Origin of the sequence: Nocardioides sp. GY 10127 (genome assembly GCF_004919085.1) — a bacterium.
Taxonomy (GTDB): Bacteria; Actinomycetota; Actinomycetes; order Propionibacteriales; family Nocardioidaceae; genus Nocardioides.
In genome coordinates, this window is sequence record NZ_STGL01000005.1 from 323,312 (window position 1) to 350,295 (window position 26,984).

Annotated in this window: 24 protein-coding genes and 1 tRNA gene; 15 read left to right on the plus strand and 10 right to left on the minus strand. The window is 72.3% G+C overall.

The genetic code is table 11. The annotated features are described in order from the left end of the window. Window positions 1-74: 74 nt before the first annotated feature. The 6 genes from E8D37_RS08715 to E8D37_RS08740 all read left to right on the plus strand — a co-directional run bounded on the left by E8D37_RS08715 (window position 75) and on the right by E8D37_RS08740 (window position 6,090). Window positions 75-851, plus strand: a complete 777-nt coding sequence (locus E8D37_RS08715) for an SDR family NAD(P)-dependent oxidoreductase (protein WP_136569370.1) — start codon at window positions 75-77, stop codon at window positions 849-851. Next, on the plus strand, window positions 851-2,308 hold the full coding sequence (locus E8D37_RS08720; RefSeq protein ID WP_136569371.1) for an amidase: 1,458 nt from the start codon (window positions 851-853) through the stop codon (window positions 2,306-2,308). Before E8D37_RS08715 ends, E8D37_RS08720 begins: the two co-directional genes overlap by 1 nt. Next, window positions 2,308-3,207 carry a phosphotransferase gene (locus E8D37_RS08725; RefSeq protein WP_136569372.1) on the plus strand — a complete coding sequence of 300 codons (900 nt, stop codon included), beginning with the start codon at window positions 2,308-2,310 and terminating at the stop codon, window positions 3,205-3,207. The genes E8D37_RS08720 and E8D37_RS08725 overlap by 1 nt, the downstream gene beginning before the upstream one ends. Then, window positions 3,204-4,166, plus strand: coding sequence for a choline kinase family protein (locus E8D37_RS08730; protein ID WP_136569373.1), 963 nt, complete (start codon window positions 3,204-3,206; stop codon window positions 4,164-4,166). Before E8D37_RS08725 ends, E8D37_RS08730 begins: the two co-directional genes overlap by 4 nt. Before the next feature lie 133 nt (window positions 4,167-4,299). Beyond that, complete coding sequence (locus E8D37_RS08735) at window positions 4,300-4,959, plus strand: HAD family phosphatase (protein ID WP_136569374.1); 660 nt, start codon at window positions 4,300-4,302, stop codon at window positions 4,957-4,959. A gap of 90 nt (window positions 4,960-5,049) precedes the next feature. After that, window positions 5,050-6,090, plus strand: a complete 1,041-nt coding sequence (locus E8D37_RS08740; protein WP_136569375.1) for an NAD(P)-dependent alcohol dehydrogenase — start codon at window positions 5,050-5,052, stop codon at window positions 6,088-6,090. 115 nt (window positions 6,091-6,205) lie between these two features. Here the strand turns inward: E8D37_RS08740 and E8D37_RS08745 are convergent, their stop codons facing one another. From E8D37_RS08745 to E8D37_RS08770, 6 genes are all read right to left on the minus strand, one after another. Further along, window positions 6,206-7,630, minus strand: coding sequence for an amidase family protein (locus E8D37_RS08745; protein WP_136569376.1), 1,425 nt, complete (start codon window positions 7,628-7,630; stop codon window positions 6,206-6,208). A gap of 170 nt (window positions 7,631-7,800) precedes the next feature. Beyond that, a complete protein-coding gene (locus E8D37_RS08750) occupies window positions 7,801-9,318 on the minus strand; it encodes a sodium:solute symporter family protein (protein ID WP_136569377.1) in 1,518 nt (505 codons plus the stop codon). Then, on the minus strand, window positions 9,315-9,569 hold the full coding sequence (locus E8D37_RS08755; protein WP_136569378.1) for a hypothetical protein: 255 nt from the start codon (window positions 9,567-9,569) through the stop codon (window positions 9,315-9,317). The genes E8D37_RS08750 and E8D37_RS08755 overlap by 4 nt, the downstream gene beginning before the upstream one ends. Window positions 9,570-9,738: 169 nt before the next feature. Continuing rightward, window positions 9,739-10,521: a carbon-nitrogen hydrolase family protein gene (locus E8D37_RS08760; protein WP_168929690.1), complete on the minus strand. Its 783-nt coding sequence runs from the start codon at window positions 10,519-10,521 to the stop codon at window positions 9,739-9,741. An 11-nt stretch (window positions 10,522-10,532) separates the two neighbouring features. After that, window positions 10,533-11,894, minus strand: a complete 1,362-nt coding sequence (locus E8D37_RS08765; protein ID WP_240770289.1) for an APC family permease — start codon at window positions 11,892-11,894, stop codon at window positions 10,533-10,535. Then, a complete protein-coding gene (locus E8D37_RS08770; protein WP_240770290.1) occupies window positions 11,891-12,826 on the minus strand; it encodes a carbon-nitrogen hydrolase family protein in 936 nt (311 codons plus the stop codon). The genes E8D37_RS08765 and E8D37_RS08770 overlap by 4 nt, the downstream gene beginning before the upstream one ends. A 193-nt stretch (window positions 12,827-13,019) precedes the next feature. On the opposite strand from E8D37_RS08770, the gene E8D37_RS08775 reads away from it, so the two are divergent. Further along, on the plus strand, window positions 13,020-13,766 hold the full coding sequence (locus tag E8D37_RS08775; RefSeq protein ID WP_240770291.1) for an FCD domain-containing protein: 747 nt from the start codon (window positions 13,020-13,022) through the stop codon (window positions 13,764-13,766). Window positions 13,767-13,932: 166 nt separating this feature from the next. On the opposite strand, the gene E8D37_RS08780 is transcribed toward E8D37_RS08775, so the two are convergent. Then, a tRNA-Leu gene (locus E8D37_RS08780) sits at window positions 13,933-14,016 on the minus strand. 615 nt (window positions 14,017-14,631) lie between these two features. Between E8D37_RS08780 and E8D37_RS08785 the strand changes: the two genes are divergently transcribed. The 7 genes from E8D37_RS08785 to pknB are packed head-to-tail and all read left to right on the plus strand — an operon-like array spanning window position 14,632 to window position 23,720. Continuing rightward, window positions 14,632-15,357 (plus strand): DUF3662 and FHA domain-containing protein, encoded by a 726-nt coding sequence (locus E8D37_RS08785; RefSeq protein WP_136569380.1) that lies wholly within the window; start codon window positions 14,632-14,634, stop codon window positions 15,355-15,357. After that, window positions 15,350-15,826: an FHA domain-containing protein gene (locus E8D37_RS08790; RefSeq protein ID WP_136569381.1), complete on the plus strand. Its 477-nt coding sequence runs from the start codon at window positions 15,350-15,352 to the stop codon at window positions 15,824-15,826. The genes E8D37_RS08785 and E8D37_RS08790 overlap by 8 nt, the downstream gene beginning before the upstream one ends. Continuing rightward, a complete protein-coding gene (locus E8D37_RS08795) occupies window positions 15,823-17,295 on the plus strand; it encodes a protein phosphatase 2C domain-containing protein (RefSeq protein WP_240770292.1) in 1,473 nt (490 codons plus the stop codon). The genes E8D37_RS08790 and E8D37_RS08795 overlap by 4 nt, the downstream gene beginning before the upstream one ends. 8 nt (window positions 17,296-17,303) lie before the next feature. After that, the gene (locus E8D37_RS08800) at window positions 17,304-18,701 is read left to right on the plus strand and encodes an FtsW/RodA/SpoVE family cell cycle protein (protein WP_240770293.1); all 1,398 of its coding nucleotides are present in this window, start codon (window positions 17,304-17,306) and stop codon (window positions 18,699-18,701) included. Continuing rightward, window positions 18,698-20,197: a penicillin-binding protein 2 gene (locus E8D37_RS08805; protein ID WP_136569383.1), complete on the plus strand. Its 1,500-nt coding sequence runs from the start codon at window positions 18,698-18,700 to the stop codon at window positions 20,195-20,197. Before E8D37_RS08800 ends, E8D37_RS08805 begins: the two co-directional genes overlap by 4 nt. Continuing rightward, on the plus strand, window positions 20,194-21,909 hold the full coding sequence (locus E8D37_RS08810) for a serine/threonine-protein kinase (RefSeq protein ID WP_136569384.1): 1,716 nt from the start codon (window positions 20,194-20,196) through the stop codon (window positions 21,907-21,909). The genes E8D37_RS08805 and E8D37_RS08810 overlap by 4 nt, the downstream gene beginning before the upstream one ends. Continuing rightward, entirely contained in the window at window positions 21,909-23,720 is a 1,812-nt protein-coding gene (gene pknB / locus E8D37_RS08815) for a Stk1 family PASTA domain-containing Ser/Thr kinase (RefSeq protein ID WP_136569385.1), read from the plus strand. The genes E8D37_RS08810 and pknB overlap by 1 nt, the downstream gene beginning before the upstream one ends. A gap of 47 nt (window positions 23,721-23,767) precedes the next feature. Here the strand turns inward: pknB and E8D37_RS08820 are convergent, their stop codons facing one another. Further along, window positions 23,768-24,514, minus strand: coding sequence for a DUF881 domain-containing protein (locus tag E8D37_RS08820; RefSeq protein ID WP_240770294.1), 747 nt, complete (start codon window positions 24,512-24,514; stop codon window positions 23,768-23,770). Between the two features lie 152 nt (window positions 24,515-24,666). On the opposite strand from E8D37_RS08820, the gene E8D37_RS08825 reads away from it, so the two are divergent. Next, window positions 24,667-25,101, plus strand: a complete 435-nt coding sequence (locus tag E8D37_RS08825) for a cell division protein CrgA (protein WP_136569386.1) — start codon at window positions 24,667-24,669, stop codon at window positions 25,099-25,101. A 294-nt stretch (window positions 25,102-25,395) separates the two neighbouring features. Here E8D37_RS08825 and E8D37_RS08830 read toward each other — a convergent pair whose 3' ends face one another. Then, the gene (locus tag E8D37_RS08830) at window positions 25,396-26,334 is read right to left on the minus strand and encodes a rhomboid family intramembrane serine protease (RefSeq protein ID WP_136569387.1); all 939 of its coding nucleotides are present in this window, start codon (window positions 26,332-26,334) and stop codon (window positions 25,396-25,398) included. Between the two features lie 31 nt (window positions 26,335-26,365). Then, window positions 26,366-26,878 (minus strand): peptidylprolyl isomerase, encoded by a 513-nt coding sequence (locus E8D37_RS08835; protein WP_136569388.1) that lies wholly within the window; start codon window positions 26,876-26,878, stop codon window positions 26,366-26,368. Between the last annotated feature and the right edge of the window lie 106 nt (window positions 26,879-26,984).

Sequence of the window (26,984 nt, forward strand, 5' to 3'; positions counted from 1 at the left end):
CAATCCAGCCATTTAACGCGACTGTTACCCCTCGTCCGACCAACCAGAAATGGTCGCTGCGCAGGGTCGACCTCGTGATCGACCTTGCTGGAAAGACCGCCGTGGTGACGGGCGGCTCACGGGGGATCGGCCGTGCCGCCGCCCTGACGCTGGCCGCGGCCGGCGCCCGGGTGGTCGTGGCCGATCGTTCCGACCACCGGGCCCCCGCCGAGACGTCCACCTCGGGCGAGATCGTTCGTCGTGGTGGCTCGGCCTCGTCCGTCCCCCTCGACGTGACGGACCCCGACGCCGTCTCCTCCACGTTCGCCGCGATCGAGGCCGAGCACGGCATCGACGTCCTGGTGAACAACGCGGGGGTCCTGGTGAGCGGCAGCCTCACGGACACCAGCGACGAGGACTGGCACCGCCAGATGCGGGTGAACGTGGACGGCACCTTCTACTGCATGCGTGCCGCGGTCTCCGCCATGCTGGCCGCCGGTCGCCCCGGCAAGGTCGTCAACGTGGCCTCGATCAGCGGCCTCCGCGCCAACCCGGGGTTCTCCGCCTACTGCACCTCGAAGTTCGCCATGATCGGGATGACCCGCCAGGCGGGCATCGACTACGCCGCCCACGGCATCAACGTCAACGCGGTCGCGCCGGGGTTCGTCGAGACCGACATGACCGCCATCTACGACGCCCCCGTGCGGCGGGCCCTGGAGGGCCAGACGCCGAACGGGCGCTGGGCGAGTCCGCAGCAGATCGCGGACACGATCCTCTACCTGTCCTCCTCGCTCTCCGACCACGTCGTCGGCGAGGTCGTGGCGGTGGACGGCGGCTGGCTGGTCGCGACGCCGGTCCAGGTGGGTGCCTGATGGACACCACCGTGCTCGGCCTGACCTCGAGCGACCTCCGCGCCGCCTACGCCTCCGGCGACCTCTCGCCGGTGGACGCGCTGGAGGCGACCTACGCCCGCATCGACGCGGTGGACCCGCAGCTGGGGGCCATCGCCTTCCGCAACGACGAGCAGGCCAGGGAGCAGGCCGAGGCCTCCGCCGGGCGCTGGCGCGAGGGACGCCCCCTCGGGCCGCTGGACGGGCTCCCGATCTCCATCAAGGACTCGGTCCACGCCGTCGGCACCCCGTGGACCCACGGCGTGCGCGCGAACCGCGACCTGCCGCACGCCACCGTCGACACGCCCCCCGCGGCCCGGCTCAAGGAGGCCGGGGCCGTCGTGTTCGCGAAGACGACGATGCCCGACATGGGGATGATGGCCTCCGGCGTCAGCTCCCTCTACGGGATCGTGCGCAACCCCTGGAACCTGTCGATGAACACGGGCGGGTCCAGCGCCGGCGCCGGCGCGAGCCTGGCCGCGGGCATCGGCTCCGCCTCCATCGGCAGCGACATCGCCGGCTCGGTGCGCCTCCCGTCCGCCCACTGCGGGCTGGTCTCGCTCAAGCCCACGCAGGGACGCATCCCGCACCTCGCACCCAGCACGGTCCGCTCCGCCGGGCCCATGGCGCGCACGGTGGCGGAGGTCGCCGAGCTCACCGCGGTCATCTCCCGGCCCGACGCCCGCGACCTGCTGAGTCTGCCCGGCGGCCCGATCGAGGTGGAGCCGTCCGACTGGGCCGGGCTGGACGTGCGCGGGCTGCGCGTCGGCGTCCTGCTCGACATGGGCTACGGCTTCGGCGTCGTGGCTCCGGTGGCGGACGCCGTGCGGGAGGCCGCCGCCCTGCTCTCGGACGCCGGCGCCCGGGTGGAGAAGGTGCCCGCGCTGTTCGACCACGACCCGTACGCGCCTCTCGACCGGCTCTTCCAGGTCCGCGCCCTCGCCGAGTGGCAGGGCCTGCCGGAGGACCGCCGGGACGAGGTGCTCCCCGAGATCCGGGACTGGGCCGACGGCGCGCGCGGCCTCACCGCGGCCGATCACGAGCGCGACCTCGTCGCGGTCCAGCACAGCGCTGCGCACGTGGCCGCGTCCCTGGCGCCCTACGACGTGGTGCTGAGCCCGATCATCCCCGGCCTCGGCCACCGGGCCGAGCAGGTCGGCCTGGAGCGCGCGCGTCCGCTCGCCCACTGCTCCTTCACGTGCTGGTACAACCAGACCGGCCAGCCCGCCGCCACCGTCCCCTTCGGCACCCACGCCGGTCTCCCCCTCGGGGTGCAGGTGGTCGGGCAGCGCTTCGACGACGGCCGCGTCCTCCAGGTCACCGGCTGGCTCGAGGCCCGCCGGACGCCGGGCTTCGCCTGGCCCGACCAGCCGCGAGACCTCCCGCCCGTCGCCGACGCGCTCCTGGCCGACGGCTACCGCGCCGAGGAGTGGTCCTGATGACCTTCGTGCTCGACCCGTCCCTGGCCCCGGCCGACCCGACCATGGCGAGCCCCAGCTGGTGGGGCGCCGACTCGACCCGAGAGCGCGGCACCCTCGACGGCCGGCCCGCGTTCGCGAAGGTCCACACGCTCGCGGCCGCCGCGGTGCTCGACCTCGGCTCCGCCTTCGCCGCCACGAGCGAGGCCGGGCGCCGGGGCGTCGGTCCGACCGTCCTGTCGGCCGACCTCGCGACCCGCACCCAGGTCTTCGAGGACCTGACCGACTCCCACGCCACCGGGACCCTGCTGGACCTGGAGGACCGGGGACGCAGGGCCGACCTCGCCGCCGCGCGACGCTCCACCTGGGACTGGCGTCCCGAGGGCGTCCGCACGGCCACGGTGTTCGACGACGTCCGCGCCCTCCTGGCCCGACTGGCCGGCACCGACGCGGCGCTGCCGCCCGAGCTCGGCTGGATGCTCCGGGTGCTCGACGACGCGGAGTCCCGGATCAGCGGCCTCGGGACCGGGACCGCCTTCATCCACGGCGACTCCACCTCGTCCAACCTGATGATCCCGAGGACCGGCCCCGGGGTCGTGCTCGTCGACTGGGACTGGGCGACCTTCGCCGACCCCCTCCAGGACGTCGGCTCGCTCCTGCTCGAGCTCTCCTTCACCCCGGAGGAGGCCCGCTCGGTCTTCGCCCTGGTGTGGGGCGAGCACGACGACGCCGCGTTCGCCCGGGCCCAGCTCTACCGGGCCGCCGAGGCGGTGCGGGGCGGCCTGGTCGGCACGGTCATGGACCACCTCGACCCCGGGACGGCCGAGTACTCGAAGTTCGCGGACTGGATGTTCCTGCGCGCACGGATCGCCCTGGGCGAGCCGGGGTTCGACGACTACCTCTCTGGAGCGACCCGATGACCAGCACGAGCTCCGCGGCCGGCGTCCTGCTCGGCCACGCCCGGACGCCCGAGGAGCGCACCGCGGAGGCGTGCCTCCTGCGCGTCGACGAGTGGCGCGGCCGGGAGGTCCGCTACGCGCCCGTGACCGGCGGGCTGATGAACCTCAACTGGCGCGTCGAGGTGGCGGGGGACGAGACGCCCTACTTCCTCAAGGTGCCGGGCGCCGGCACCGAGACCATGATCGACCGGGGCAACGCCCACGTGGCGGCCGAGCGGGCCGCGGCGCTGGGGATCAGCCCGCGCATCGTGCACTTCGACCCGGTCGAGGGCGTCGAGATCATCGAGTTCCTCGAGGGCTACCGCGCCTGCACGAACGGCGACCTCAAGCGGTGGGAGATCGCCGAGGACGTCCTGCGCCTGCACGACGCCTTCTACTCGATCGAGGCGCTGCCGGTCACCAAGACGATCTTCGACATGGTGGACGAGCACCTCGTCCAGGCGGCCGAGCTCGGCGCGCCCCTGCCCGCGTGGGCGACCCCGCTGCTGCGGGAGTACGAGGCGGCCAAGGGTGCGTACCTGGCCTCGGGCCTCGACCTCGTCCCGTGCCACAACGACCCCATGCCGGGCAACTTCCTCATCCACCCCGACCGGCCGATGCGGCTGGTCGACTTCGAGTTCGCCTCCAACAACGAGCGCTCCTACGACCTCGCCGTCACGTTCACCGAGTTCTTCTACGACGAGCCCACCGTGCTCGCCTGCGTCGAGGCGACCTACGGCCGAGCCAGCTGGGACGTCGTGGCCAGGGCCCAGGTCTCCTCCGCGCTCGCGGACGTGAAGTGGGGGCTGTGGGGGTGCGTCAACCACCACCTCAACACCGCCTGGGACTTCGACTACCACAAGTACGGCGTCTGGAAGCTCGCCCGCGCGCGGGCGAAGGTCGCCGACCCCCGCTGGGCCTCCTGGCTCCACGCGCTCTGACCGGTCCCCCCGGTCCGTCCTGGCCCCTCCTGCCCCTCCCGTCCCCGAACGGCGCCACTCGTGCGGCGCCGCCCTCGACCGCGCCCACCCACCACGAGGTGTCCCCCTCACCTCCCGCTCCTGAAGGCTCCCCGTGACCCCTGCTGGCATCCTCTTCGACCTCGACGGCACGCTCATCGACACCGAGGGCTTCTACGTGGAAGCCGGTGAGGAGCTCGTGCGGGCCGCCGGCCTCGCCTGGTCCGACACCGAGCGGTTCGCCGCGGTCGGCACGGCCGTGGACGACTTCGCCCGCATGGTCGTCGCGACCGGCGTCGACATGGAGGTCGACGCCATCGTCGACTACGTGGTCGGACGCGTGAACGAGCGGGTCGCGGGCGCCACCCCGTACCGCGAGGGCGCCCTGGAGCTCCTGGCGTCCGTCCGGGCCAGCGGCATCCCGATGGGGCTGGTGACCATGTCGCACGGGCCGACCGTCGACGCCGTCCTCGCCGACCCCGCCATGCCCGCGTTCGACGTCGTCGTCACCGGCGACCAGGTGGAGCGAGGCAAGCCCGAGCCGGAGGCCTACCTGCTGGCCACCGAGAGGCTGGGGCTCGCACCGCAGGACTGCATCGTCCTCGAGGACAGCCACATCGGCCTCGCCTCCGCCCGCGCCGCCGGCGTCCGGACGGTCGCCGTCCCGGTGTACGTGCCGGTCGAGCCGGAGCTCGCGGACGTCCACTGGACCGGCCTCGTCGGCCGGACCGTCGAGGACGTGAAGGCCGCCTTCTCCGCGCTCAGCCACTCCTGAGCGACACCGCCGACGACAGGTCCGGGGAGTTCACACGCCCATGCACCCGCCGACACGCGGCGCGACCACCGACCCCCTAGCGTCGGGGTCATGCTGACCGTCCCCGCCTACGGCGCGTCCGACCCCTCGCAGCCCCTGCACCCGCTCACCGTGGAGCGCCGCGACCTCGGCCCCCACGACGTCCTCATCGAGATCGGCTTCTCCGGCATCTGCCACTCCGACATCCACACCGTCCGCGGTGAGTGGGGCGCCCGCGACTGGCCCATCACGCCCGGCCACGAGATCGCCGGCACCGTCTCGGCCGTGGGCGCCGAGGTCTCCCGGTTCTCCGTGGGCGACCGGGTCGGCGTCGGCTGCATGGTCGGCTCGTGCGGCACCTGCGTGGCGTGCACCGCCGGCCAGGAGCAGTACTGCAAGGACGTCGTGTTCACCTACGGCTCCACCGACGCCGACGGCACCACCACCCAGGGCGGCTACTCCACGCACGTCGTGGTCACCGAGTCGTTCGTGCTCGCCATCCCGGACTCCCTGCCGCTGGACGCCGCCGCACCGCTGCTCTGCGCCGGCATCACGTCCTACTCGCCGCTGCGCCACTGGAAGGTCGGCGCGGGCAGCCGGGTGGCCGTCGTCGGCTTCGGCGGCCTGGGCCACATGGGCGTCAAGCTCGCCTCCGCGATGGGCGCGGACGTCACGGTCCTCTCCCAGAGCCTCGCGAAGAAGGACGACAGCCTGGCGTTCGGCGCGCAGGCCCACCACGCCACGGCGGACCCCGCGACATTCGCGGCGCTGGACAGCTCCTTCGACCTGATCCTCAACACCGTGAGCGCGCCGCTCGACATGGACGCCTACCTCGGCCTCCTCGCCCTGGACGGGACGCTGGTCAGCGTGGGTCTCCCCCCGCGACCGATCTCCGTCTCCGCGTTCTCGCTGGTGGGGGCGCGTCGGTCGTGGGCCGGCTCCAACATCGGCGGGATCGCCGAGACCCAGGAGATGCTCGACTTCTGCGGCGAGCACGGCGTCCGCCCCGAGATCGAGCTGGTGGGCGCCGCCGACATCAACACCGCCTACGAGCGGGTGCTCGCCTCGGACGTCCGGTACCGGTTCGTCATCGACGCGGCCACCTTCGTCTGAGGCCCCCTTTCGTCCGAGGCCCGCACGCAGGACGACGCCGGCCCGCCCTCGTCGGGGAGGAGGGCGGGCCGGCGTCGGGCTTGCTCGGGGACCCGACGGATCAGGCCCCGAGGGATCACGCCCCGAGGGGCGGCCTCGCGGCGTGCCACGGGCGGGCCCGCTCGAAGTTCGCCGCGGCCCGCAGCACCTCGGCGTCGGCACGGTGGCGGCCGGCGAGCTGGATGCCGACCGGGCGACCGTCCGAGGTGAAGCCCGCGGGGAGCGTGATCGCGGGGTTGTTGAACATGTCGTAGGGGTACGTGAGCAGCCAGCCCAGGAGCTGCCGCTGGAGGGATGCTCCCTCCAGCCAGTCGGGGGCGAACTGCGTGAGCGGGAAGGCCGCGTCGGTCAGCGTCGGCGAGACCAGCAGGTCGTACTCGGACATGAAGGACGTGAACAGGTCGTAGTTGAGGCCGCGCTTGGCCTCGGCCACGCCGAACTGGGCGACGGTCTGCTTCTCCGCCTGGGCGAAGATCTCCAGCAGGTTGTCGTCGAGCTGCCCCTTCCAGGCCGGCCAGTCGGCCAGGTCGTACTCGGTGGCGTAGAGCGGCACCCAGCACGCCTCCCACATGGCCTTCTCCAGGTCGTCCCACTCCGGGACGGCCTCGACCACGGTGGCGCCGAGGTCGGCGAACGCGCCCAGCGCCTCGCGGACGATCGCGTCGACCTCGGGGTCGACGTGCCCGAGCCCGAGGTCGGAGGAGTAGGCGACCTTCCAGCCCTTGATGTCGAGGCCCAGCTGCTCGGTGAAGTAGCCGGGCGCCGGGGTGGGCAGCGAGAACATGTCGCGCGGGTCGAAGCCCGCCACCTGCTCCAGCATGAGGGCCGCGTCACCGACGGTGCGCGTGAGCGGACCGTGGAAGACGTTGGTGGTCGACCGGCTGGGCAGCAGGGTGTGCGGGATCGTGCCGAGCGACGGCTTGTAGCCGACCACCCCGCACATGGCGGCGGGAATGCGCACGGAGCCCGCGCCGTCCGCTCCCTCGGCCAGCGGCCCGAGGCCGGAGGCGACCGCGGCAGCGGCGCCACCGCTGGACCCGCCGGCAGTCATGCCGTGCGCCCACGGGTTGTGGGTGGGCCCGTGCAGGTGGCTGTCGGTGCCGCCGTAGTAGCCGCCCTCGGGCGCGTTGGTCAGACCGAGGAAGAGGCCGTCGGCCGCCTTCATGCGCGCGACGACCACGGCGTCCTTCTCGGCCACCTGGTCCTTGAACGGGGTCATGGCCCCGGTGGCGGGCAGGCCCTCGACGTCCGTGAGGCACTTGATCGAGTAGGGCACGCCGTGCAGCGGGGCCAGCGGGGCACCCGAGGCCTGCTTGTCGTCCAGCGCCTTGGCGTCGTTGAGGATCTGCTGCGGGTCGAGGTGCACGAAGGCGTGGATGGTGGGGTCGACCTTCTCGATGCGGTCGATCATGGCGGTCGCCACCTCGGTGGCGGACAGCTCGCCGGCGGCGAGCCTCGGCGCCAGCTCGGTGGCGCTCATCCAGGCGATCTCGTCGGACATCTGGGTTCCCTTCTCTCGGACGACCCGTCCGTCCGGCGCCCCGGGCGCACTGCGGCTCCGGGTGCCGTGGGCGGGCGGGGACGGGGTGGTTGAGCCGTGCCACCCGCGGGTGGAACAGCTCCGGCCGGGCCCGGACGACGGCACTCGTCCGAACCCGGCCGGGGAGGACCTCAGACGACGAGGTCGGTGGTGAGGACGGGCTTCTTCTTGCCGGCGGCGACGTCGAAGAACTCGTCCACGCGGGCCTTCTCCTCGTCGGTGCGACCGGTGATGGCCGAGACGACGAAGAAGAGGACCAGGTTGACCGCCAGGCCGACGATGCCGCCGGTCAGGCTGCCGAGGGCGTGGATGTCGTCGGGGAAGATCCAGGTCAGCACGGCGGCCGTGGCGAAGCCGCCGACCATGCCGGAGATCGCCCCGTACTTGTTGCCGCCGCGCCAGAAGATGCCGAGGAACAGCGGGACGGCGAGCTGGACGATGCCCTGGTAGCTCATCTGTGCCAGCAGCTGCATCCGGCTCATGTCGCGGGTGGCGTAGGCGAGCACCGCGGCCAGGATCATGAAGACGGCCATGCTGGCCTTCGAGATCCGGGTGAGCTGGGCGTCGCTGAGCTTGCGCTCCTTGCCCTGCACCAGGTCGTTGGCGATCTGGAGGCCGGAGACCTGGACCGAGGCGTCGATGTGGCCCATGGAGGCCGCGAAGACGATGACGATGGCGAGGCCCAGGAAGAAGGTGCCGCCCCAGTCGTTCATCACCGTGAACCAGCCGACCTGCGGGTTGTCGGCGGCGAGGCCGGTGCTGGCCACGGCGAGGCCGATGAACATGAGCAGGGTGTAGAAGAGGCCGGAGAGGAACGCCGTCTGGACGGTGCCCTTCTTGACCGCGCGGACGCCGGAGGCGGTGTAGATCCGCTGGAAGCTGGTGGGCCAGCACAGCGAGCCGATGACGCCGGTGAAGATGAGCGCGAAGATGTAGAGCGGGCCGTAGGTGCCCCCGTCGCCCGGCATCTTCAGGTAGTCGCCGGCCACGTTGCTGACGTCGGTGATGGAGATGGGGCTGCCGCCGACGCCGAGCATCATGAGGACGGCGATGAGCGCGGTGCCGCCGTAGGCCACGATGCTCTGGAAGACGTCGGTCAGGATCAGGCCGCGCATGCCCATCTTCACCGTCCAGAACTGGCGGATGACGATGGCGGCGAGCCCGATGAACAGGGACGTCTTGATGCCCCAGTGACCGTCACCGGCGTAGTCGAACAGCGTGCCCAGCGCCTGCATGCCCAGGATCACCCACGGGAACAGGGAGACGACGCCGATGAAGCTGGCGATCTTCTTGGCCCAGTCGGAGTCGAACCGGAGACCGATGAGGTCGGGCTGGGTGCGCAGGTCGTAGACCGAGCCCCAGCGCCAGGCCCGGGTCGCCATGAAGTACATCGTGGCCACGCCCACGATCGAGTAGGCCAGGCCGTAGAGGCCGAAGACGCCCGAGCCGGCCGCGAGGCCGAAGAAGGCGGTCCAGGTGGAGCCCGGCCACCAGGAGTTGATGTACGAGGCGGCGATGTAGATCGGCCCGTAGCTCCGGTTGCCGACCGCGTACTCCTCGAAGTTCGGGTGGTCGGTCTTCTGGGTGACGTAGAGGATGCCCACGACCACCGCGTAGAAGACCAGCAGCATGCCCATCATCAGGATCATGCGGAGACCTCCTCGTCGAACTCACCACGGATGCGCTCGGCGTTGTAGAGACCGACGAGGGCGGCGCACACGAGCAGCCACACGAAGATCCAGTAGCCGATGGCCCACGGGATGCCGAGGACCTTGACGTCGGAGCCGGAGGCCCACAGGTACAGGGGCGGGAACAGTGCCATCAGCGCGGCGACTGCGTAGATGCCCCCGAAGATGACGTTGATCGTCTTCTTCGAGAGGCCGAGCACAAGGTCTTTCATCGGAGGCCTTCCAGGGGAGCGCGGAGAGTCAGCGACGCTCACTCTGGGCGGCAACCATTTCTGGTCCGACGATGCAGCGGTAAAGGGTGGGTTTCGGCTCAGGCCCTTTCGGAAATGGACCCGTTTTGTCAACCTTTTGGTCGTGCCTCAGGTCACGCAGCGAGGGCCCTCAGCGGCCCAGCCGGGCGACCTCGACGTTCCGGTCCCGCTCGCGGGCGGCGTCGACCGCCCCGGCGGGCAGGTCGACCACCACCTGGCCGGGGGCGGGGCCGAGCTCGGCGAGGACGGTGCCGTCGGGCGCGCACGCCAGGCTCGTGCCCGTCGAGACGGGGGCCGCCTGGCAGACGCCGACCACGTGGCACACGTTCTCGATGGCGCGGGCGGCCAGGAGCGTCCGCCACTGGGCGACCTTGGTGGGCCCGGGCACCCACGCGGACGGCGCGACGACCAGGCGGGCGCCCGCCCGCACCAGCCCTCGCGCGACCTCCGGGAAGCGCAGGTCGTAGCAGACCAGGAAGCCGACCGGCGTCCCCTCGAGGTCCACGACGTGCGGGGTCAGGTCCTCGGCCGGGCGGATGGAGCGCGACTCGGCGTAGCCGTAGGCGTCGAAGAGCTGCGCCTTGCGCCAGCGGCCGAGCAGCGAGCCGTCGCGACCGAGGAGCGCGACGGTGTTCCACGGCCGCCGCTCGTCGGAGCGCTCGACCACCCCGAGGGCGACGTTGACGCCGTGCTCGGCCGCGAGCGCCCCGACGGCCCGCACGAAGGGGCCGTCGAGGGGCTCGGCGACGTCGGCGAAGGTCTCGTCGACGACCGGCTTGTCGTACATGGCGAACTCAGGCAGGACCAGGAGGTCCGCCCCGTCCTCGGCCGCGCGCGCGACCCGCTCCGCCACCGACGCGAGGTTCGCCCCCACGTCGGCGAGGGAGCCGAGCTGGCCCAGGGCCACGCGCACGGCCGGCCGCCTCAGACCGCGCTCGTGACGACCGGGTCGGCCGTCTCGTCCACCGCGAGCTCCGGCGGCTGACGGCGGAACCCGCGCGTGAGGACGCCGAGCAGCACGACCCCGACCGCGAGCCAGATCAGGCCGAGGCGCACCGCGTGGGCGTCGAGCTGGAGCAGCAGGTAGACGGTGACGACCGCGCCGAGGACCGGCGAGACGACGTGGCTCCACGGGTTGAGCCGCACCCCGGCCCGCCGCTGGGAGACGTAGTGGAACAGCACCGAGACGTTGACCATCGTGAAGGCGACGAACGCGCCGAAGTTGATGAAGGACGTCGAGGTGGCCACGTCGAGGAAGAGCGCCAGCAGGCCGACGACACCGGTGACCACGAGGGCCGCGACGGGGGTGGAGAACCGGCCGCTCAGGGTGCCGAACACGCGGCGGGGCAGCACCCCGTCGCGTCCCATCGCGAACATGAGCCGCGAGGCGGAGGCCTGGGCCGCGAGGCCCGAGGTGAACTGGGCGATCACCAGGGCGGCGAGGAAGAGGGCGCCGAAGAGGCTGCCGCCGATGGTGATCGCGATGTCGTAGGCGGCGGACGAGGAGTCGACGAACGTGCCGCCCGGGTGGACGAGCTGGGTCACGTAGGAGACGACCACGAAGATGCCGCCGCCGATGAGGGCCACGAGGAGGATCGCGCGGGGCACCGTGCGCTGCGGGTCGACGGTCTCCTCGGTGAACGTGGTGACGGCGTCGAAGCCGAGGAAGCAGTAGGCGGCCACCGCGGCGCCGGCCGTGACGCCGGAGAACGTGGCGCCCGACCCGCCGAACGGCGCGAGGCTGAACAGGGCGGAGCCGCCGCCGTGGCCCAGCACGTGGGCCAGGCAGAGGACGACGAACAGCACGATGACCAGCAGCTGGAAGGCCATGAGCACGAAGTTGGCGCGGTCGGCGACCTTGAGGCCGATCACGTTGAGCGCCGTCGTCACGACGATGTACGCGACCACCCACACGCCCACCGGCACGCCCGGGAACTGGGCGTTGAGGTAGGCGGCGCCGATGAGCCAGATGACCATCGGGAGGAACAGGTAGTCCAGGAGCACCGCCCAGCCGACGAGGAAGCCCACGCGGCCGTCGATGGTCCGGCGGACGTAGGTGTAGGCGGAGCCGGCCACCGGGTGGGCGGCGGCCATCCGGCCGTAGCTGATGGCCGTGAAGACCATCGCCACGAGGGCGACGAGGTAGGCGCTGGCGCTGGCGCCCGCGGTGATCTCGGCGACGACGCCGAAGATCCCCAGGACGATCAGCGGGGTCATGTAGGCCAGGCCCAGCAGGACCAGGGACCGCAGCCCCAGGGTGCGGACCAGGTGGGTGGACGTGCTCACTGCTGGATCTCCTCGAGGTGGGTGGGGCGGGACCGGGTGCCGTCGACCGTGGCGGAGGCGGCGGGTTCCCAGGTGGCCGGGTCGATGCGCCCGGAGTAGAGGGGGAGCGCGAGGGGCGCGTCGTCGGGCAGGAACTGCGACCAGACGCGGTTGGTGCCCGCCGTCCCGACCTCGTGCACGCGGGTCACGTGGTCGAGGTCGAGGTCCACGACGAGGACGCCGGGCTCGGCGTCCGTGGTCTCGGCGAGCACCTCGCCCTCGGGGTCGACGACGAGGCTGAGGCCGCGGCCCAGGGGCCCGGCGCAGTTGACGCTCACGGTGAAGACCTGGTTGACGATCGAGGTGGAGCGGGCCAGGACGAGCTCCTGCGCGCGGTCGGGCGTCGTCGTCTGGACGACGTTGAGCACCACCTCGGCGCCCGCCCAGGCCAGGTGGCGGGCGACCTCCGGGAACCAGGAGTCGTAGCAGATGGAGAGGCCCACCCGGCCGACCCCGGGCAGGTCGGCGACGACGAACCGGTCGCCGGGCGTGAACGGCTCGTAGGGCCGCCAGGGGAAGATCTTGCGGTAGGACGCCACGAGCTCGCCGTCCGGCGAGAGCAGGACCGCGGTGTTGAAGAGCTCGCCGTCCTCGCCCCGCTCGCAGAGGCTGCCGGGCAGCAGCCACACGCCCAGGCGGCGGGCTACCTCGCGCAGGCCGGTGACCAGCGGGCCGTCGAGCGGCTCGGAGGCGTCGCGGAACGCGGCCGTCCGGGCCTCGCCCTCCAGCCCGCCGACGCCGCACAGGTGCATCTCGGGGAAGACGAGGAGCTGGTGCTCGACGTCGGCGTCCACGAGCGGGCGGGCCTGGGCCTCGAGCGCGTCGAGGGCCTCGGCCGGCGAGCCGATCGGGAGCGGGGCCGCCTGGACGGCGGTGACACGGAGCTGGCGCAACGTGGGTGACCTCTGTTCGGACCGAGCCGCGCCGTCCCGGGCCCTGGGCCACGGAGCGGTCGGCGGGTGGTGCGGGACTGCCGGTACCACCGCACGTCGTCGGGCGGGTGATCGGAAAATAGATCTAAATGAACAGATATGTCTAGTGTCAGAATGCCCCCGACCGTTCCGCCCTCCCGGAAGGTGCCCCTCCGTGACCCCCCAGCCCGCCGAACCGCACCCCGTGCTCGCCGGCTCGGCGGTCTCGCACGTCCGCCGGCTCAGCGCCGTCGACACCGTGCGGGCGCGCATCACGCTCGCCATGGAGCTCGGCCTCCTCGAGCCCGGGGAGCGACTGCCCTCGGAGGGGTCGCTGGCCTCCACGCTGGGCGTCAGCGACATCACCGCCCGCCGGGCGATCGAGTCGCTGGCCGCCGAGGGGGCGGTCGAGCGGCGGCGAGGACGCAACGGCGGGACGTTCGTGGCGCAGACCCGACCCCCGGCCGGCGCCGCGGCCGAGGCGGTGGCTGCGTACCGCGCCGACCGCGACGAGGTGCACCGCCTGATCGACGTCCGCGTGCTCCTGGAGACGGCCGTGACCCACCACGCCGCCCTCCGGGCGACACCCGAGCAGCTGGCCGAACTCGACGAGCACGTGCACGCCGGCGCGACCGCCACCACCTGGGCCGACTACCACGAGGCGGACGAGCGGTTCCACCGCGGCGTCGCCCTCGCCAGCGGCCTGACCTGGGCGATGCCGCACTACGACGCCGTCCTCGGCGAGCTCTACACCTACTTCCTGCCCTACCCGATCTCCTACCTGCACGGCGTCAACGACGACCACGCCCGGATCGTCGCCGCGCTGCGCGAGCGGGACGTCGTCGGTTCCGTCGCCGCCATGACCGCGCACGTCTCCGAGCTGCACCGGACGATGTTCGTCGGCCTCGGCGACGGGGACTGAGCTCGTCGGCTGAGTGCCGGGCCGGGCTGGGCGTCGGTGCTGGGCGTCGGTGCTGGGCGTCGGGCTGGGCGTCGGTGCTGGCCCCGGGGCGACCTCGGCTGCGGGGCGGCGCGCGCTGCGAGAAAGAGAAAGGCCCCGGTCGAAACGACCGGGGCCTTCTTCACTGTGCGCGAGGGGGGAGTTGAACCCCCACGCCCTTTCGGGCACACGGACCTGAACCGTGCGCGTCTGCCTATTCCGCCACTCGCGCGTGAAGCGAGATGGACCATATCCCAGCCGCGTCCCGGCGCCCAAACCGGCGGCGAGCGACCCTCCTCGCCGACCGCCCCGGCCGCCGGACGTCATACAGACCGGCCCCACGACGCCACCGTTCGTATGACGTCTCACCACCGGCGGCGCCGCACCAACCGCACCGGGCCGCAGAACGGTTGCCCACACACCGCCCACCGCCCCCGCCGCCGAACGTCATACAGACCGGCCCGAAACCCGACCGCCTCGTATGACGTCCCGCGCCCCCACCGCGGGACGTCATACAGACCGGCCCCACGACGCCACCGTTCGTATGACGTCCCACCACCAGCGGCGCCCCACCAACCCAGCCAGCCCCCACACCGGTTGCTCAGACACCGCCCACTCCCCGCCCCGGCGCACCACAGACACCCCGGAAACGCAGCCCGACACCCGGGTGAGCAGCAGGGTCGACACGACGGGCATGGTCAGCACCACGTGCGGGGGTGCGACGTGGATGACGGCCGTTCCCAGGCTGCTTCGTTACCATCGCACCGACCCGGGGACCGCCCCGACTGCCAGCCTGCCCACGAAACGGCGGACGGCAGCCAGCACGAGGAGCCGAGGAGGAGACGCGGTGAGCGGACTGCAGCGCTTCGAGCGTCGCCTCGAGGAGATGATCTCCGGCGCGTTCGCGCGGGCGTTCAGGTCGGCGGTCCAGCCGGTCGAGATCGCGGCCGCGCTCCAGCGCGAGTGCGACAACAACGCCCAGATCCTCTCCCGCCAGCGCCGGCTCGTGCCGAACGCGTTCGTGGTCGAGCTGGCGGCGAGCGACCTGGAGCGCCTCGCGCCCTACGACTCGGCGATGGCGGAGGACCTGATCGCCCAGGTCACCGAGCACGCCGAGCTCAACTCCTACTCCTTCCCCGGGCCGATCACGATCGACTTCGAGCTCGGCGAGGACCTCACGACGGGTCGCTTCCGCGTCCTCTCGCGCGCGGCCGCGAAGGTGACGAGCCAGGCGACGCCGACGATGGTGGGACGCGCCCGGGCGCTGCTCGAGGTCAACGGCACCCAGCACCCCCTGACCCCTCCGGGGCTCGTCGTGGGCCGCGGGGCCGACGCCGACGTCCGGATCAACGACCCCGGTGTCTCGCGGCGACACGTGGAGTTCCGCGTGGACGCGAGCGGGCCGGGCGGTCACGGGCTGCACATCGACGTCGTCGACCTGGGCTCGACGAACGGGATGAGCGTGAACGGTCAGAAGATGGGCCGCGCCGTCGCGGACGACGGCACCGAGGTGCGCGTCGGGAGCACCACGCTGCGCGTGCGCGTGGTCCACGAGGAGGACGCCGGTGTCTGAGCTGACCCTGCTGCTGATCCGCATCGGCTACCTGGCCGTGCTGTGGATCTTCGTGCTGTCGGCGGTGTCCGTCGTGCGCTCCGACATGTTCGGCGCGCGCGTGCCCGAGCCCGACAAGGGCTCCACCAAGGGCCGGGAGCGCAAGAAGAAGGCCAAGCCGCCGACGCAGCGCCGCGGCTCGCCCACGCACGTCGTCGTGACGTCGGGCAGCAACTCCGGCGCCCGCGCCGAGCTCGCCGACGCACCGCTGCTCATCGGCCGCGGGACGGACGCCGCCATCCGCCTGGACGACGACTACGTCTCCACCCGGCACGCGCGGATCGCCTCGAGCGAGGACCAGTGGTTCGTCGAGGACCTCGGCTCCACCAACGGCACCTACATCGGCACCGTCCGCATCACGCAGCCCACCACCATCACCCTCGGGACCCAGGTCAGGATCGGCAAGACCATCCTGGAGCTGCGCAAGTGAGCGACGCCCCCGCCGGCTCCACCCCCGACGCCGACGAGGCCGGGGGCGCTGTCGACCTGCGCCTGCACTGGTCGGCGATCTCCGACGTCGGCCGGGTCCGCAAGGACAACCAGGACTCCGGCTACGCCGGGCCGCACCTGCTCACCGTCTGCGACGGCGTGGGTGGCGCCGCCCGGGGCGACATCGCCTCCTCGACCGCGGTCAGCCAGCTGCGCCGCCTCGACTACGACACCCCGCAGGACGTCGACGGCCAGCAGCTCCTGGCCCGCACCGCCGCCGGGCTGCACCAGGCCCACGCCCGCATCGGCCGCGTGGTCGACGAGGAGCCGGAGATCACCGGCACGTCCACCACCGCGACCGTGCTGCACGTCGCGGGCAACCTGGCCGCGGTCGGGCACATCGGCGACAGCCGCGCCTACCTCTACCGGGGCGGTCGGCTCTCGCAGATCACCCAGGACCACACGTTCGTCCAGACCCTCATCGACGAGGGCCGGATCACCGAGGCCGAGGCGCGGGTGCACCCGCACCGCAACGTCATCCTCAAGGCCCTCGACGGCATCCACGAGGCCGAGCCGGACCTCTTCCTCATCGAGCTCGAGCCCGGCGACCGCCTCCTGGTCTGCTCCGACGGCGCCTGCGGCACCCTCGACGACGCGCGGATGGCCGACATCCTCGGCTCCGGCACCCCCGACTACGCCGCGGTCGAGCTGGTCCGCGCGAGTCTGGAGGAGGGCAGCAGCGACAACGTCACGTGCGTCGTCGCCGACGTCCTCACCCCCGAGCAGGCGGCGCAGCGCCCCGAGCTCGAGGACCTCATGCCGATGCTGGTCGGCGCGGCCACCGAGCTGCGTCGCCGCTCCACCCGCGGTGGCCTCACCGGCGGCCTGAGCAGCGGCCTGTTCCGCGGCCACCGCTCCGGCGACACCGGTGAGATCGAGCCGATCGTGGCCGAGCTGCCGGACCTGCCGGACGACGTCCACGCGATCCGCACCGACCCCATCGACCCCGAGGCCGCCCGCTACGCGCCCCGCGCCCCGCGCCGCCTCGGCTGGCTGCGTCGCATCCTCGCCCTGCTCATCGTGTGCGGCGTCGTCTGGGTGGCGGTCTCCGCCCTCTACGCGTGGAGCCAGGAGCAGTACTACGTGGGGCAGGACGACGGGGTGGTGGTCATCTACAAGGGCATCAACGCCTCGCTGCCCGGCGTGACCCTGTCGCAGCCGTACGAGTCGACCAATGTCGAGGTCGACCGGCTCAGCGACTTCAACGCCGACCGCGTCCGCAGCGGCCTGTCGGCCGACGACCTCGCCGACGCCCGGACGATCGTGGAGAACCTCGCCGGCACGATGACGCCGGCCGAGCCCAGCGCGGACGAGGCGACCGACGCGTCCGCCGACCCCTCCGCCAGTGCCTCCGCCAGCGCCACGGCCTCCACCTCGGCGTCCGCCACCTCCTCGGGAGCCGCCGGATGAGCGCCACCGTGAGCACCAGCACGCCTGCCGGCGCGGCCCCGTACGGGTTCGTGCACCGGCAGCGACGCGGTGCCGAGCTCTTCCTCCTCCTGCTCGCCCTCGTCGTTGGCCTGGGCGCCTACGCGGCGGTGGGCATCGGGGTCGAGGGCGAGGTGCCCGCGGACATGCTCGGGTACGGCGGCTGGCTGGTCGGCCTCGTGGTCGTCGCGCACGTCGTCGTCCGCTTCGTCGCCCCCTACGCCGACCCGGTGCTGCTCCCGCTGGTCGCGGCCCTCAACGGCCTGGGCCTCGCGGTCATCCACCGCATCGACCTGGCGAAGGACACCGGCTTCGCCGGCAAGCAGCTCATCTGGATGACGGTCGGGGTGGTGCTGTTCTGCGCCACCCTCGTCCTCCTGCGCGACCACCGCATCCTGGCCCGGTTCACCTACACCAGCGCGCTGGCCGCCATCGTCCTGCTCCTGCTGCCGATGCTCCCCGTCATCGGCAACGAGGTGAACGGCGCCCGCATCTGGATCCAGGTCGGCCCGTTCAGCTTCCAGCCGGGCGAGGTCGCCAAGGTCCTCCTGGTCATCGCGTTCGCCGGCTACCTGGTCCTGCACAAGGACACGCTGGCGCTGGCCGGACGCCGGGTGCTCTTCCTCGACCTCCCGCGCGGCCGCGACCTCGGCCCGATCCTGGTCATGTGGGGCATCAGCATGATGATCCTCGTCGGCCAGCGTGACCTCGGCTCGAGCCTGCTGTTCTTCGGCCTGTTCCTGTTCATGCTGTTCATCGCCACGGAGCGGGCCGGCTGGCTGGTCGTCGGCGGTGCCCTGTTCTCGGTCGGCGCGGTCGCCGCGTACTTCGTCGAGTCGCACGTCCGCGTGCGCGTGGACGTCTGGCTCAACCCGTTCGCCTACTACGGCGAGGGCACGAACGACACCGCCTACCAGCCGGTGGAGGCGCTGTTCGGCATGGCGTGGGGCGGCCTCCTGGGCCGCGGCCTGGGCGAGGGCGACCCGTCGCGGGTGCCGTTCTCGTACTCCGACTTCATCATGTCCTCGATCGGCGAGGAGCTCGGGCTGACCGGCATGATCGCCGTCCTGCTCGTCTACGGCCTGATCGTGGAGCGCGCCCTGCGCATCGCGCTGATCAGCCGGGACGGCTTCGGCAAGCTCCTGGCCGCCGGCCTCGGCGCCGTGTTCGCGCTCCAGGTCTTCGTGGTCGTCGGCGGCGTCACCGGGCTGATCCCGCTCACCGGCCTCACGACCCCCTTCCTGTCCTACGGCGGGTCCTCGCTCGTGGCGAACTGGGTCATCGTGGCCCTGCTGCTGCGGGTCAGCGACCTGGCCCGCCGTCCCCTGCCCGACCTCTCGACCGACGAGGAGAGCGACGACGCCACCCAGGTGGTGCGCCTGCGATGAACAAGCCGATCCGCACCATCTCCGTCTTCTGCCTCGTGCTCTTCCTCGGGCTGATGCTCAACGTCACGTACCTGCAGTACTGGCGGGCTGACAGCCTCGACGCGAACGCCAACAACCGGCGCGCCGTGGACGCCGAGTTCTCCGAGCAGCGGGGCGCCATCCTCGTGGGCGACGAGCCGGTGGCCGAGTCCGTGAAGTCGGGCGACCAGTACGTCTACCAGCGCACCTACCGTCAGTCGCGGCTCTACGCCCCGCTCACGGGTTGGTACAACTACTACAACGCCCAGTCCGGCACCTGCTCCTCGTGCCAGCAGTTCATCGAGCAGACGCAGGACGACGTGCTCTCCGGCAGCGACGACCGGCTGTTCGTGACCCGCCTGGTCGACCTGCTCTCCAACCAGGAGGCGGTCGGCGGGAACGTCCAGCTCACCATCAACGCGAAGGCGCAGAAGGCCGCCTACCGCGGCCTGAAGAAGGTCGTGGGGTCGGACGGCGAGGGCGCGGTGGTCGCGCTCGAGCCCAGCACCGGCAAGATCCTGGCGATGGTGTCGCTGCCGAGCTTCGACGCCAACGACCTCGCGGACCACGACCTCACCAAGGTCCAGGAGGCGGCCGACAAGCTGGCCAAGGGCGGCGACAGCTCCCCGCTCATCAACCGTGCCGTGCAGGAGACCCTGCCCCCCGGCTCGACGTTCAAGCTGGTCACGGCCGCCGCGGCCATCGAGAACGGCCTCTACACCGAGGACGACCAGGTGCCCGGTGGGTCGAGCTACCAGCTGCCGCAGACCTCCGGCGACTCCGGGCTCATCGACAACGAGGGCCGCGACTGCGGCACCGACACGATCCCGTTCGCGCAGGCCCTCGAGAACTCCTGCAACACGACGTTCGCCCGGATGGCCGTGGAGCTCGGCGCCGACAAGCTGAAGGCCCAGGCCGAGGCGTTCGGGTTCAACCAGCAGTACTTCACCGACCTCTCGCCGCAGGCGACGTCGGTCTTCCCGGACGACGCCAACGAGCCCCAGACGGGCCAGTCGGGCATCGGCCAGTACGACGTCCGCGCCACCCCGCTGCAGATGGCGATGGTCGCGGCCGGCATCGCCAACGGGGGCACGGTGATGACGCCCTACCTCGTCGACGAGGTGCAGTCGCCGGACTTCGAGAGCATCGAGACCACCGAGCCCCAGACGCTCTCCCAGGCGATCAGCAGCGACACCGCCGACCAGCTGACCGACATGATGGTGGCGACCGTGGACGACGGGACCGCCTCCCCGGCGGCCATCACCGGCATCAGCGTCGCCGGCAAGACCGGTACCGCCCAGAGCGGCACCGACCACGCGCCCTACGCGTGGTTCGTCTCCTTCGCCCCGGCCGAGAACCCCAAGGTCGCCGTCGCGGTGATGATCCAGGACGCCCCGGGCCTCACGCGGGACGAGATCGCGGGTGGCCTCCTCGGTGGCCCGATCGCGAAGGCAGTGATGGAAGCGGTGATCAAGTGAGCACGCCCCACGACCCCGGCAGCGCCGCGCGGTTCGCCGACGGGGCCGGCCGGTACCGGCTGGACTCGCGGATCGCCACGGGCGGCATGGGCGAGGTCTGGCGCGGCGTCGACACGACGCTGGGCCGGCCCGTCGCGGTGAAGCTGCTCAAGAACGAGTACGCGGACGACGCGACCTTCCGCTCCCGCTTCGAGACCGAGGCCCGCAACGCCGCGGCGCTGCACCACCCGGGCATCGCCGGCGTCTACGACTTCGGCGAGGGGGCCTCCACGGACGGCTCGGGGACCCCCCAGCCGTACCTCGTCATGGAGCTCGTGGACGGCCAGCCCCTCTCCGCGCTCCTGCGCTCCGGCGAGCCGATGGACGCCGACGTGGTCGCCGACCTCATGGCCCAGACCGCCGAGGCGCTCGCCGCCGCGCACGCGGCCGGCATCGTCCACCGCGACGTGAAGCCCGCCAACCTGCTCATCACCCCTGAGCGCCAGGTCAAGGTCACCGACTTCGGCATAGCGCGCGCCGCGGACTCCGTCGGCATCACCCAGACCGGCCAGGTGCTGGGCACCCCGCAGTACCTCTCGCCCGAGCAGGCCCGAGGGATGACGGCGACGCCCGCCTCCGACGTGTACGCCCTCGGCGTGGTCGCCTTCGAGTGCCTCGCCGGGGAGCGTCCGTTCGACGCCGGCTCGCCCGTCGCCACGGCGCTGGCCCACCTGAACCAGCCCGTCCCCGACCTCCCCGACTCGGTCCCCGCGCCCCTGGCCTCCGTGGTCCAGCGCGCGCTGAGCAAGGACCCGGCCGACCGCTACGTCGACGGCGCGGCCTTCGCCCGCGCCCTGCGCGACCCCTTCGCCGACGACGCCGCCACCGGCAGGACGGCGGTCGTCGGCGGTGCCGCAGCGGGAGCAGCGGCCGGTGCCGCAGCCGGGCTGGCGGCCGGTGCCGCCGCCGGCGCCACGGGGTCGACCTCCGTGCCCGAGGACGGCACCCAGGTGCTCGGCACGATGGGCGGTCTCGGTGCCGCCGGCGCAGCCGGGGCGGCCGCGGACGGGACCGGCAGCCAGGGCACGGTCGGCGGCGCCCGCAAGGCCGAGAAGAAGAAGCCGTGGGCGCTCATCGCGGTCGTGGCCGTCCTCGTGGTGGCCCTCCTGGCCATCGGCGCGTTCGCCCTCTTCGGCGGGAGCGGCGACGACGAGCCGGACACCACCGCGACCACGTCGTCCGCGGCCACCAGCGCCAGCGCCACGAAGTCCCGCACGAAGTCCGCCAGTGCCTCCTCGTCGGCGGCCACGGTGACGATCGACGCCGACGACTACGTCGGCCGCGACGTCGAGGACGTCCAGGCCGAGCTCGCCGACCTGGGCCTGAGCGTGAAGCTCTCCCAGCAGGACAACGACGGCAGCGGGACCGAGGACGTCGTCACGTCCGTCGACCCCTCGGGCACCCTCACCGTCGGCGACACGGTCACCGTCGAGTTCTGGGGCCCGGCCCCGACCGAGACGGCCACCGCCACGGCCACCGAGACGGTCACCGCCACCCCGACCGAGACCTCGAGCGCGGCGGCCACGACGTCCGCCGCGACCAGCTCCGCCGCGGCGACGACGTCCGCGGCGGGTGCCTCCACCTCGGCCGCAGCCGCGACCTCCGCCGCGGCCGCAGCCGGCCGCACGTCGTCCTCCCCCCAGGACGTCGTCGACACCTCGGGGAGCGACTGATGGTCGAGCAGAAGCCGCACCTCGTCGGCGGCCGCTACGAGCTGGCCGAGTTCCTCGGCCGCGGCGGCATGGCCGAGGTCCGCAAGGGCACCGACACGCGCCTCGGGCGCGTGGTGGCGGTCAAGCGGCTCCGCACCGACCTGGCCTCGGACGCGACCTTCCAGGCCCGCTTCCGCCGGGAGGCGCAGTCCGCAGCCTCGCTCAACCACCCGATGATCGTGGCCGTCTACGACACCGGCGAGGAGCCCGCGGCCGACGGCAGCGGCGTCTCCCAGCCCTACATCGTCATGGAGTACGTGGCCGGGCGGACGCTGCGCGACGCCCTGCGCGAGGGGCGCAAGATCCTCCCCGAGCGCGCCCTGGAGATCACCCGCGACGTCCTCTCGGCGCTCGACTACAGCCACCGCGCCGGGATCATCCACCGCGACATCAAGCCGGGCAACGTCATGCTCACCCCGGCCGGCGACGTCAAGGTGATGGACTTCGGGATCGCGCGCGCCATCTCGGACGCGTCCTCGACCATGACGCAGACCGCCGCCGTCGTCGGCACCGCCCAGTACCTCTCGCCCGAGCAGGCCCGCGGCGAGAACGTCGACTCCCGCTCCGACGTCTACTCCGCCGGCTGCCTGCTCTACGAGCTCCTCACCGGCCGTCCGCCGTTCGTGGGGGACTCGCCGGTGGCGGTCGCCTACCAGCACGTCCGCGAGCAGGCCCAGCCCCCGTCGGACCACGACACCGACCTCACCCCCGAGATCGACGCCATCGTCATGCGCGCCCTCGCCAAGCGGGTGGAGGACCGGTATCAGTCCGCCGCCGCCATGCGCAGCGACATCGAGCGCTACCTGGACGGCCGGCCCGTGCAGACGACGGCCCCGGTGCCCGTCGCCGCGGCCGTCGCGGGCGGCACCCACGTCGCCGCCCGTCCCGTGCCCGAGCCCGTCCCCGCGGCCGTCCCCGTCGAGGAGGACGAGCGCCGCGCGCCGGTGGGGCTCATCATCACCATCGCCCTGCTGCTCATCGCCTGCCTGGTCGCGGGGTACCTGGCCTGGGGCAAGCTCTTCCCGGACGCGCCCTCCCAGGTGGCCGTGCCCGACGTCGTGGGCCAGAGCCAGGAGGCCGCCACGCTCGCGATCGCGGACGCCGGCCTCACCGTGGGCGACCCCGTGTACGAGAACTCCAACCGCGCCGAGGGCAAGGTCATCTCGACCGACCCGACCGGCGACACGTTCGTCGACGAGGGGAGCACCGTCGTCCTCACCGTGTCGCTGGGCAAGGCGGAGGTGAGCGTCCCCGACGTCACCAACTACACCCGCGCCCAGGCGATCTCGACGCTCACCAGCGCCGGGCTCGACTCCGAGGTCGTGCAGCAGGACTCCGACCAGCCGGCCGGCACCGTCATCGACCAGACGCCCGAGGCGGGCACCGAGGTCGAGGACGGCTCCTCGGTCACGCTGTACGTCTCCAAGGGCCCCAAGGCCGTGCCGGACGTGATCGGCGACCAGCGCAACGTCGCGAAGCAGAAGATCGCCCAGCGAGGGTTCACCGCGGTGGTCCGCGAGGACCCGACGTCCACGGAGCCCGCCGGCACGGTCGTCGACCAGTTCCCGACCGCGGGCACCAAGCAGCCCCAGGGCTCCGACGTGCTCATCGTGATCTCGACGTACACCGAGCCCACGGAGACGCCCTCGGCCACCGACTCCGCGACCAGCGACCCGTCGGCGAGCGACTCCGCCTCGGCCTCGGCCAGCGACTCCGCGAGCACCCCGGCCGCCTCGCGGCCCGCGGCGGCCACGCCCACGCCCAGCGGCTGAGCGAGCAGGCCCGGCAGCCCGACGCGCCCGGCCGACCGGCTGGGTGCTCAGTCCAGCGGCGTGGCGTAGGAGAGGTCGAGCAGCCCGTCGTAGGCGGGTGCCTTCACGTCGTCCTCGACCGACATCTCCCAGCCCACCTGGATGTCCTCCTGCGCGGACTGGGCGCGGTAGAGGGCGAGGTAGGAGTCGGAGTCGACGGCCGCCTGGAGCGTGGAGGGGTCTCCCACGGCCTCGATCACGTACGGCTGCGGGTACGGGACGCCCTGGAGCGTCACCGAGTTGCCCTCGCACTTGATGCCGGTCGTGGAGATGAGGCGCTGGCCCTGCACGGTGACCGCCACGGCCCCGCCGCGCCACAGCGCGTTCACGACGGCCTGGATGTCCTGCTGGTGCACGATCAGGTAGTTGAGCGGCTCCGAGGTGTCGTCGGCGCTGAGCGGGGAGTCCGACAGGACGACGCGCAGCCCGGCGCCCTCGTGGGCGACCAGGCCCGCCGGGTCCTCGAGCCGGGCGACCTTCCGCTTGGCCCGGCGGACCGAGGAGTCCCCGACCTGGTCGGTGAGATCGGCGACCTGCGTGTTCAGGCTCGCCGCCCGCGCACGCAGGTTCTCGTAGGCGTCCGACTCGGCCTGCACCAGCGAGGCCAGGTCGGTGTAGCGGCCGGCGCGCAGGTCAGTGCCGTCCGAGCTGGTGAAACTGACGGCGAACAGTCCGCCGCAGAGCAGCAGCATCGCGGGGGTCCCGTACCGCCAGAGGCGTCGACGACCGTGCCTCGCGTGGGATCCGGCACTCACGGCGACTAAGGTAACCCGCGACCGGTCGGGACCGGGCGTCCCGCCCTGCCCACCGACGGGTCGGATCCTCCCGCCCGCGCCACCGACCGGCGCGGCGCCGGGACAGCCACCACCGGCCGCGCCGCGGCCCCGCACCGAGGGAGCACCCCACCGTGAAGCTGAAGTCCAAGGACGGCCTCGAGGCCTCCGGCGGCCGGCTGCTGACCTTCCGCTTCCTGCTCGCCATCGCCCTGGTGCTCGGCGGCATCGCCTGGATCATCGCCTACTACTGGCGCGTGCGCCCGGACGGCAGCCCGGAGATCGTCGGCGACCTCGACCGGTGGAACTACGTGATCGGCTTCGGCCTGTTCTTCCTCGGCCTGGTCGTCTCCGCCCACCCGTCCACGCCCCTGGGGCGCGGCAACGGCGTGGTCGTCGGGATGCTCTTCTGCTTCATCGCCGGCCTGCTGTGGATCTGCGCGTTCTACCTGCTGGCGAACGACCACCTGGACGCGGTGCCGGTCTTCAACGACCTCCAGCAGTCCAACCTCATCGTCGGCATCGCCTTCATGGCGGTCGGGTTCGCCTTCGCCACGCGCTGGGAGTGAGACCCCGAGCACGGCTCGTGGAGGTCTCGACGCCCGTCACCGCACCGCGGTGGCGGGCTCTTCCTTTTCCACATCTGTGCATGGCGATGTGGAGAACTACACCTCTGTAGTTCTCCACATGTCTTTTCACAGCTGTGGAGAACTTCGCCGTCGCTCGGTGCTCCAGTTACCCCTGATCGGCCGGGAGCGAAACGTCCTGAGGGGTTCCGGGTGGAGAACTTCCGTGGACGCAGCAGGGCCCCGCGGCCAGGCCGCGGGGCCCTGTGGAGACGGAGCTCGGGTGGGGAGAGGTGGTCAGGCCACCAGGGCGCCCACCACGCTGGCTGCCAGGGCGAGGACGCCGAGGGCACCCAGCCCGGCCCACTGGACGGTCGCGCGCGAGCGTCCACGCGGGGCCAGGACGATCACGCCCGCACACGCGAGGCCTCCCAGGAACCCGCCCAGGTGACCCTGCCAGGAGATCCCGGAGCCCCAGAAGCTGATGACGAAGTTGAGCCCGATCCACATGAGGATCTGCTGGTAGGCCAGCTTCTGGTGCAGCGCGACGACCAGCAGCGCCCCCATGAGGCCGAACACCGCGCCGGAGGCGCCGAGCGTCAGCTGGTACGGGGAGGACAGCCACACGACCATCGCGGAGCCGGCCAGCGCCGAGACGAGGTAGAGGGCGACGAACCGGGCGCTGCCGAGCATCCGCTCGAGCTGGGGGCCCAGGACGTAGAGCGCGAACATGTTGAAGCCGATGTGGAGCACCTGCACGTGGAGGAACGCGGAGGTGATCAGCTGCCACCACGCGCCGTCGGCCACGCCGGGCAGCCAGGTGCCGCCCTGGTTCGTGCAGACGGCCTGGCGGACGTCGAAGCCGGCGTTGCCGACCTGGCACAGCCCCTGCACGCGCAGGCCCAGCAGGTCGACCAGCCAGGACGTCGAGCCGCCCGTCGCCAGGACCGCCACCCAGACGGCGGCGTTGAGGGCGATGAGGACGAACGAGACGCGGCCGGCGCTGGTGGGCACGAGCCCCCCGAACGTCGAGCGGGGAGCGCGTTGGCTGCGACGTCCCTCGGCCACGCACTCCGGGCACTGGAAGCCGACGGAGGCGGGCGACATGCAGTCGGGACAGATCGGCCGCTCGCAGCGCTGGCAGCGGATGTGCGTCTCGCGGTCGGGGTGCCGGTAGCAGACCGGCGCCCCGACCGGCGCAGACGGGGGTGCCCCCTCGGGCGGGGTGGTGCTCATGCGTTCCTCGTCCGGGGTGCGGGTAGGGCGCTCAGGCGCCGACGATCTCGACGCTCTCGATGACGACCGGCTCGACCGGGCGGTCGCCGGGGCCGGTGCGCGTGGTGGCGATGGCGTCCACGACGTCGCGCGAGGCCTGGTCGGCCACCTCACCGAAGATGGTGTGCTTGCCGGTCAGCCACGCGGTCGGCGCGACGGTCACGAAGAACTGCGAGCCGTTGGTGCCCGGGCCGGCGTTCGCCATGGCGAGCAGGTAGGGCTTGGTGAAGGCGAGCTCGGGGTGGATCTCGTCCTTGAACTGGTAGCCGGGGCCACCGGTGCCGGTGCCGCTGGGGCAGCCGCCCTGGATCATGAAGCCCGAGATCACGCGGTGGAAGATCAGGCCGTCGTAGAACGGGCCGGTCTTGCCGTCGGCGGTCTTGTACTCCTTGGTGCCGGTCGCGAGACCGGTGAAGTTCTCGACCGTGGCCGGGGCGTGGTTCGGGAACAGGGTGATGGTGATGTCGCCCTTGTTGGTCTTGAGGACGGCCTGGAGGTCAGCCATGGAGGCGCCTTTCACGGGAACGGGACACTTCGGGGTGTACGGCGCGAGCGGCCGCAGCGGTTCGATCTTTCCATGGACCGCAACCTCCCCCGCCGCCGAGGTCTGC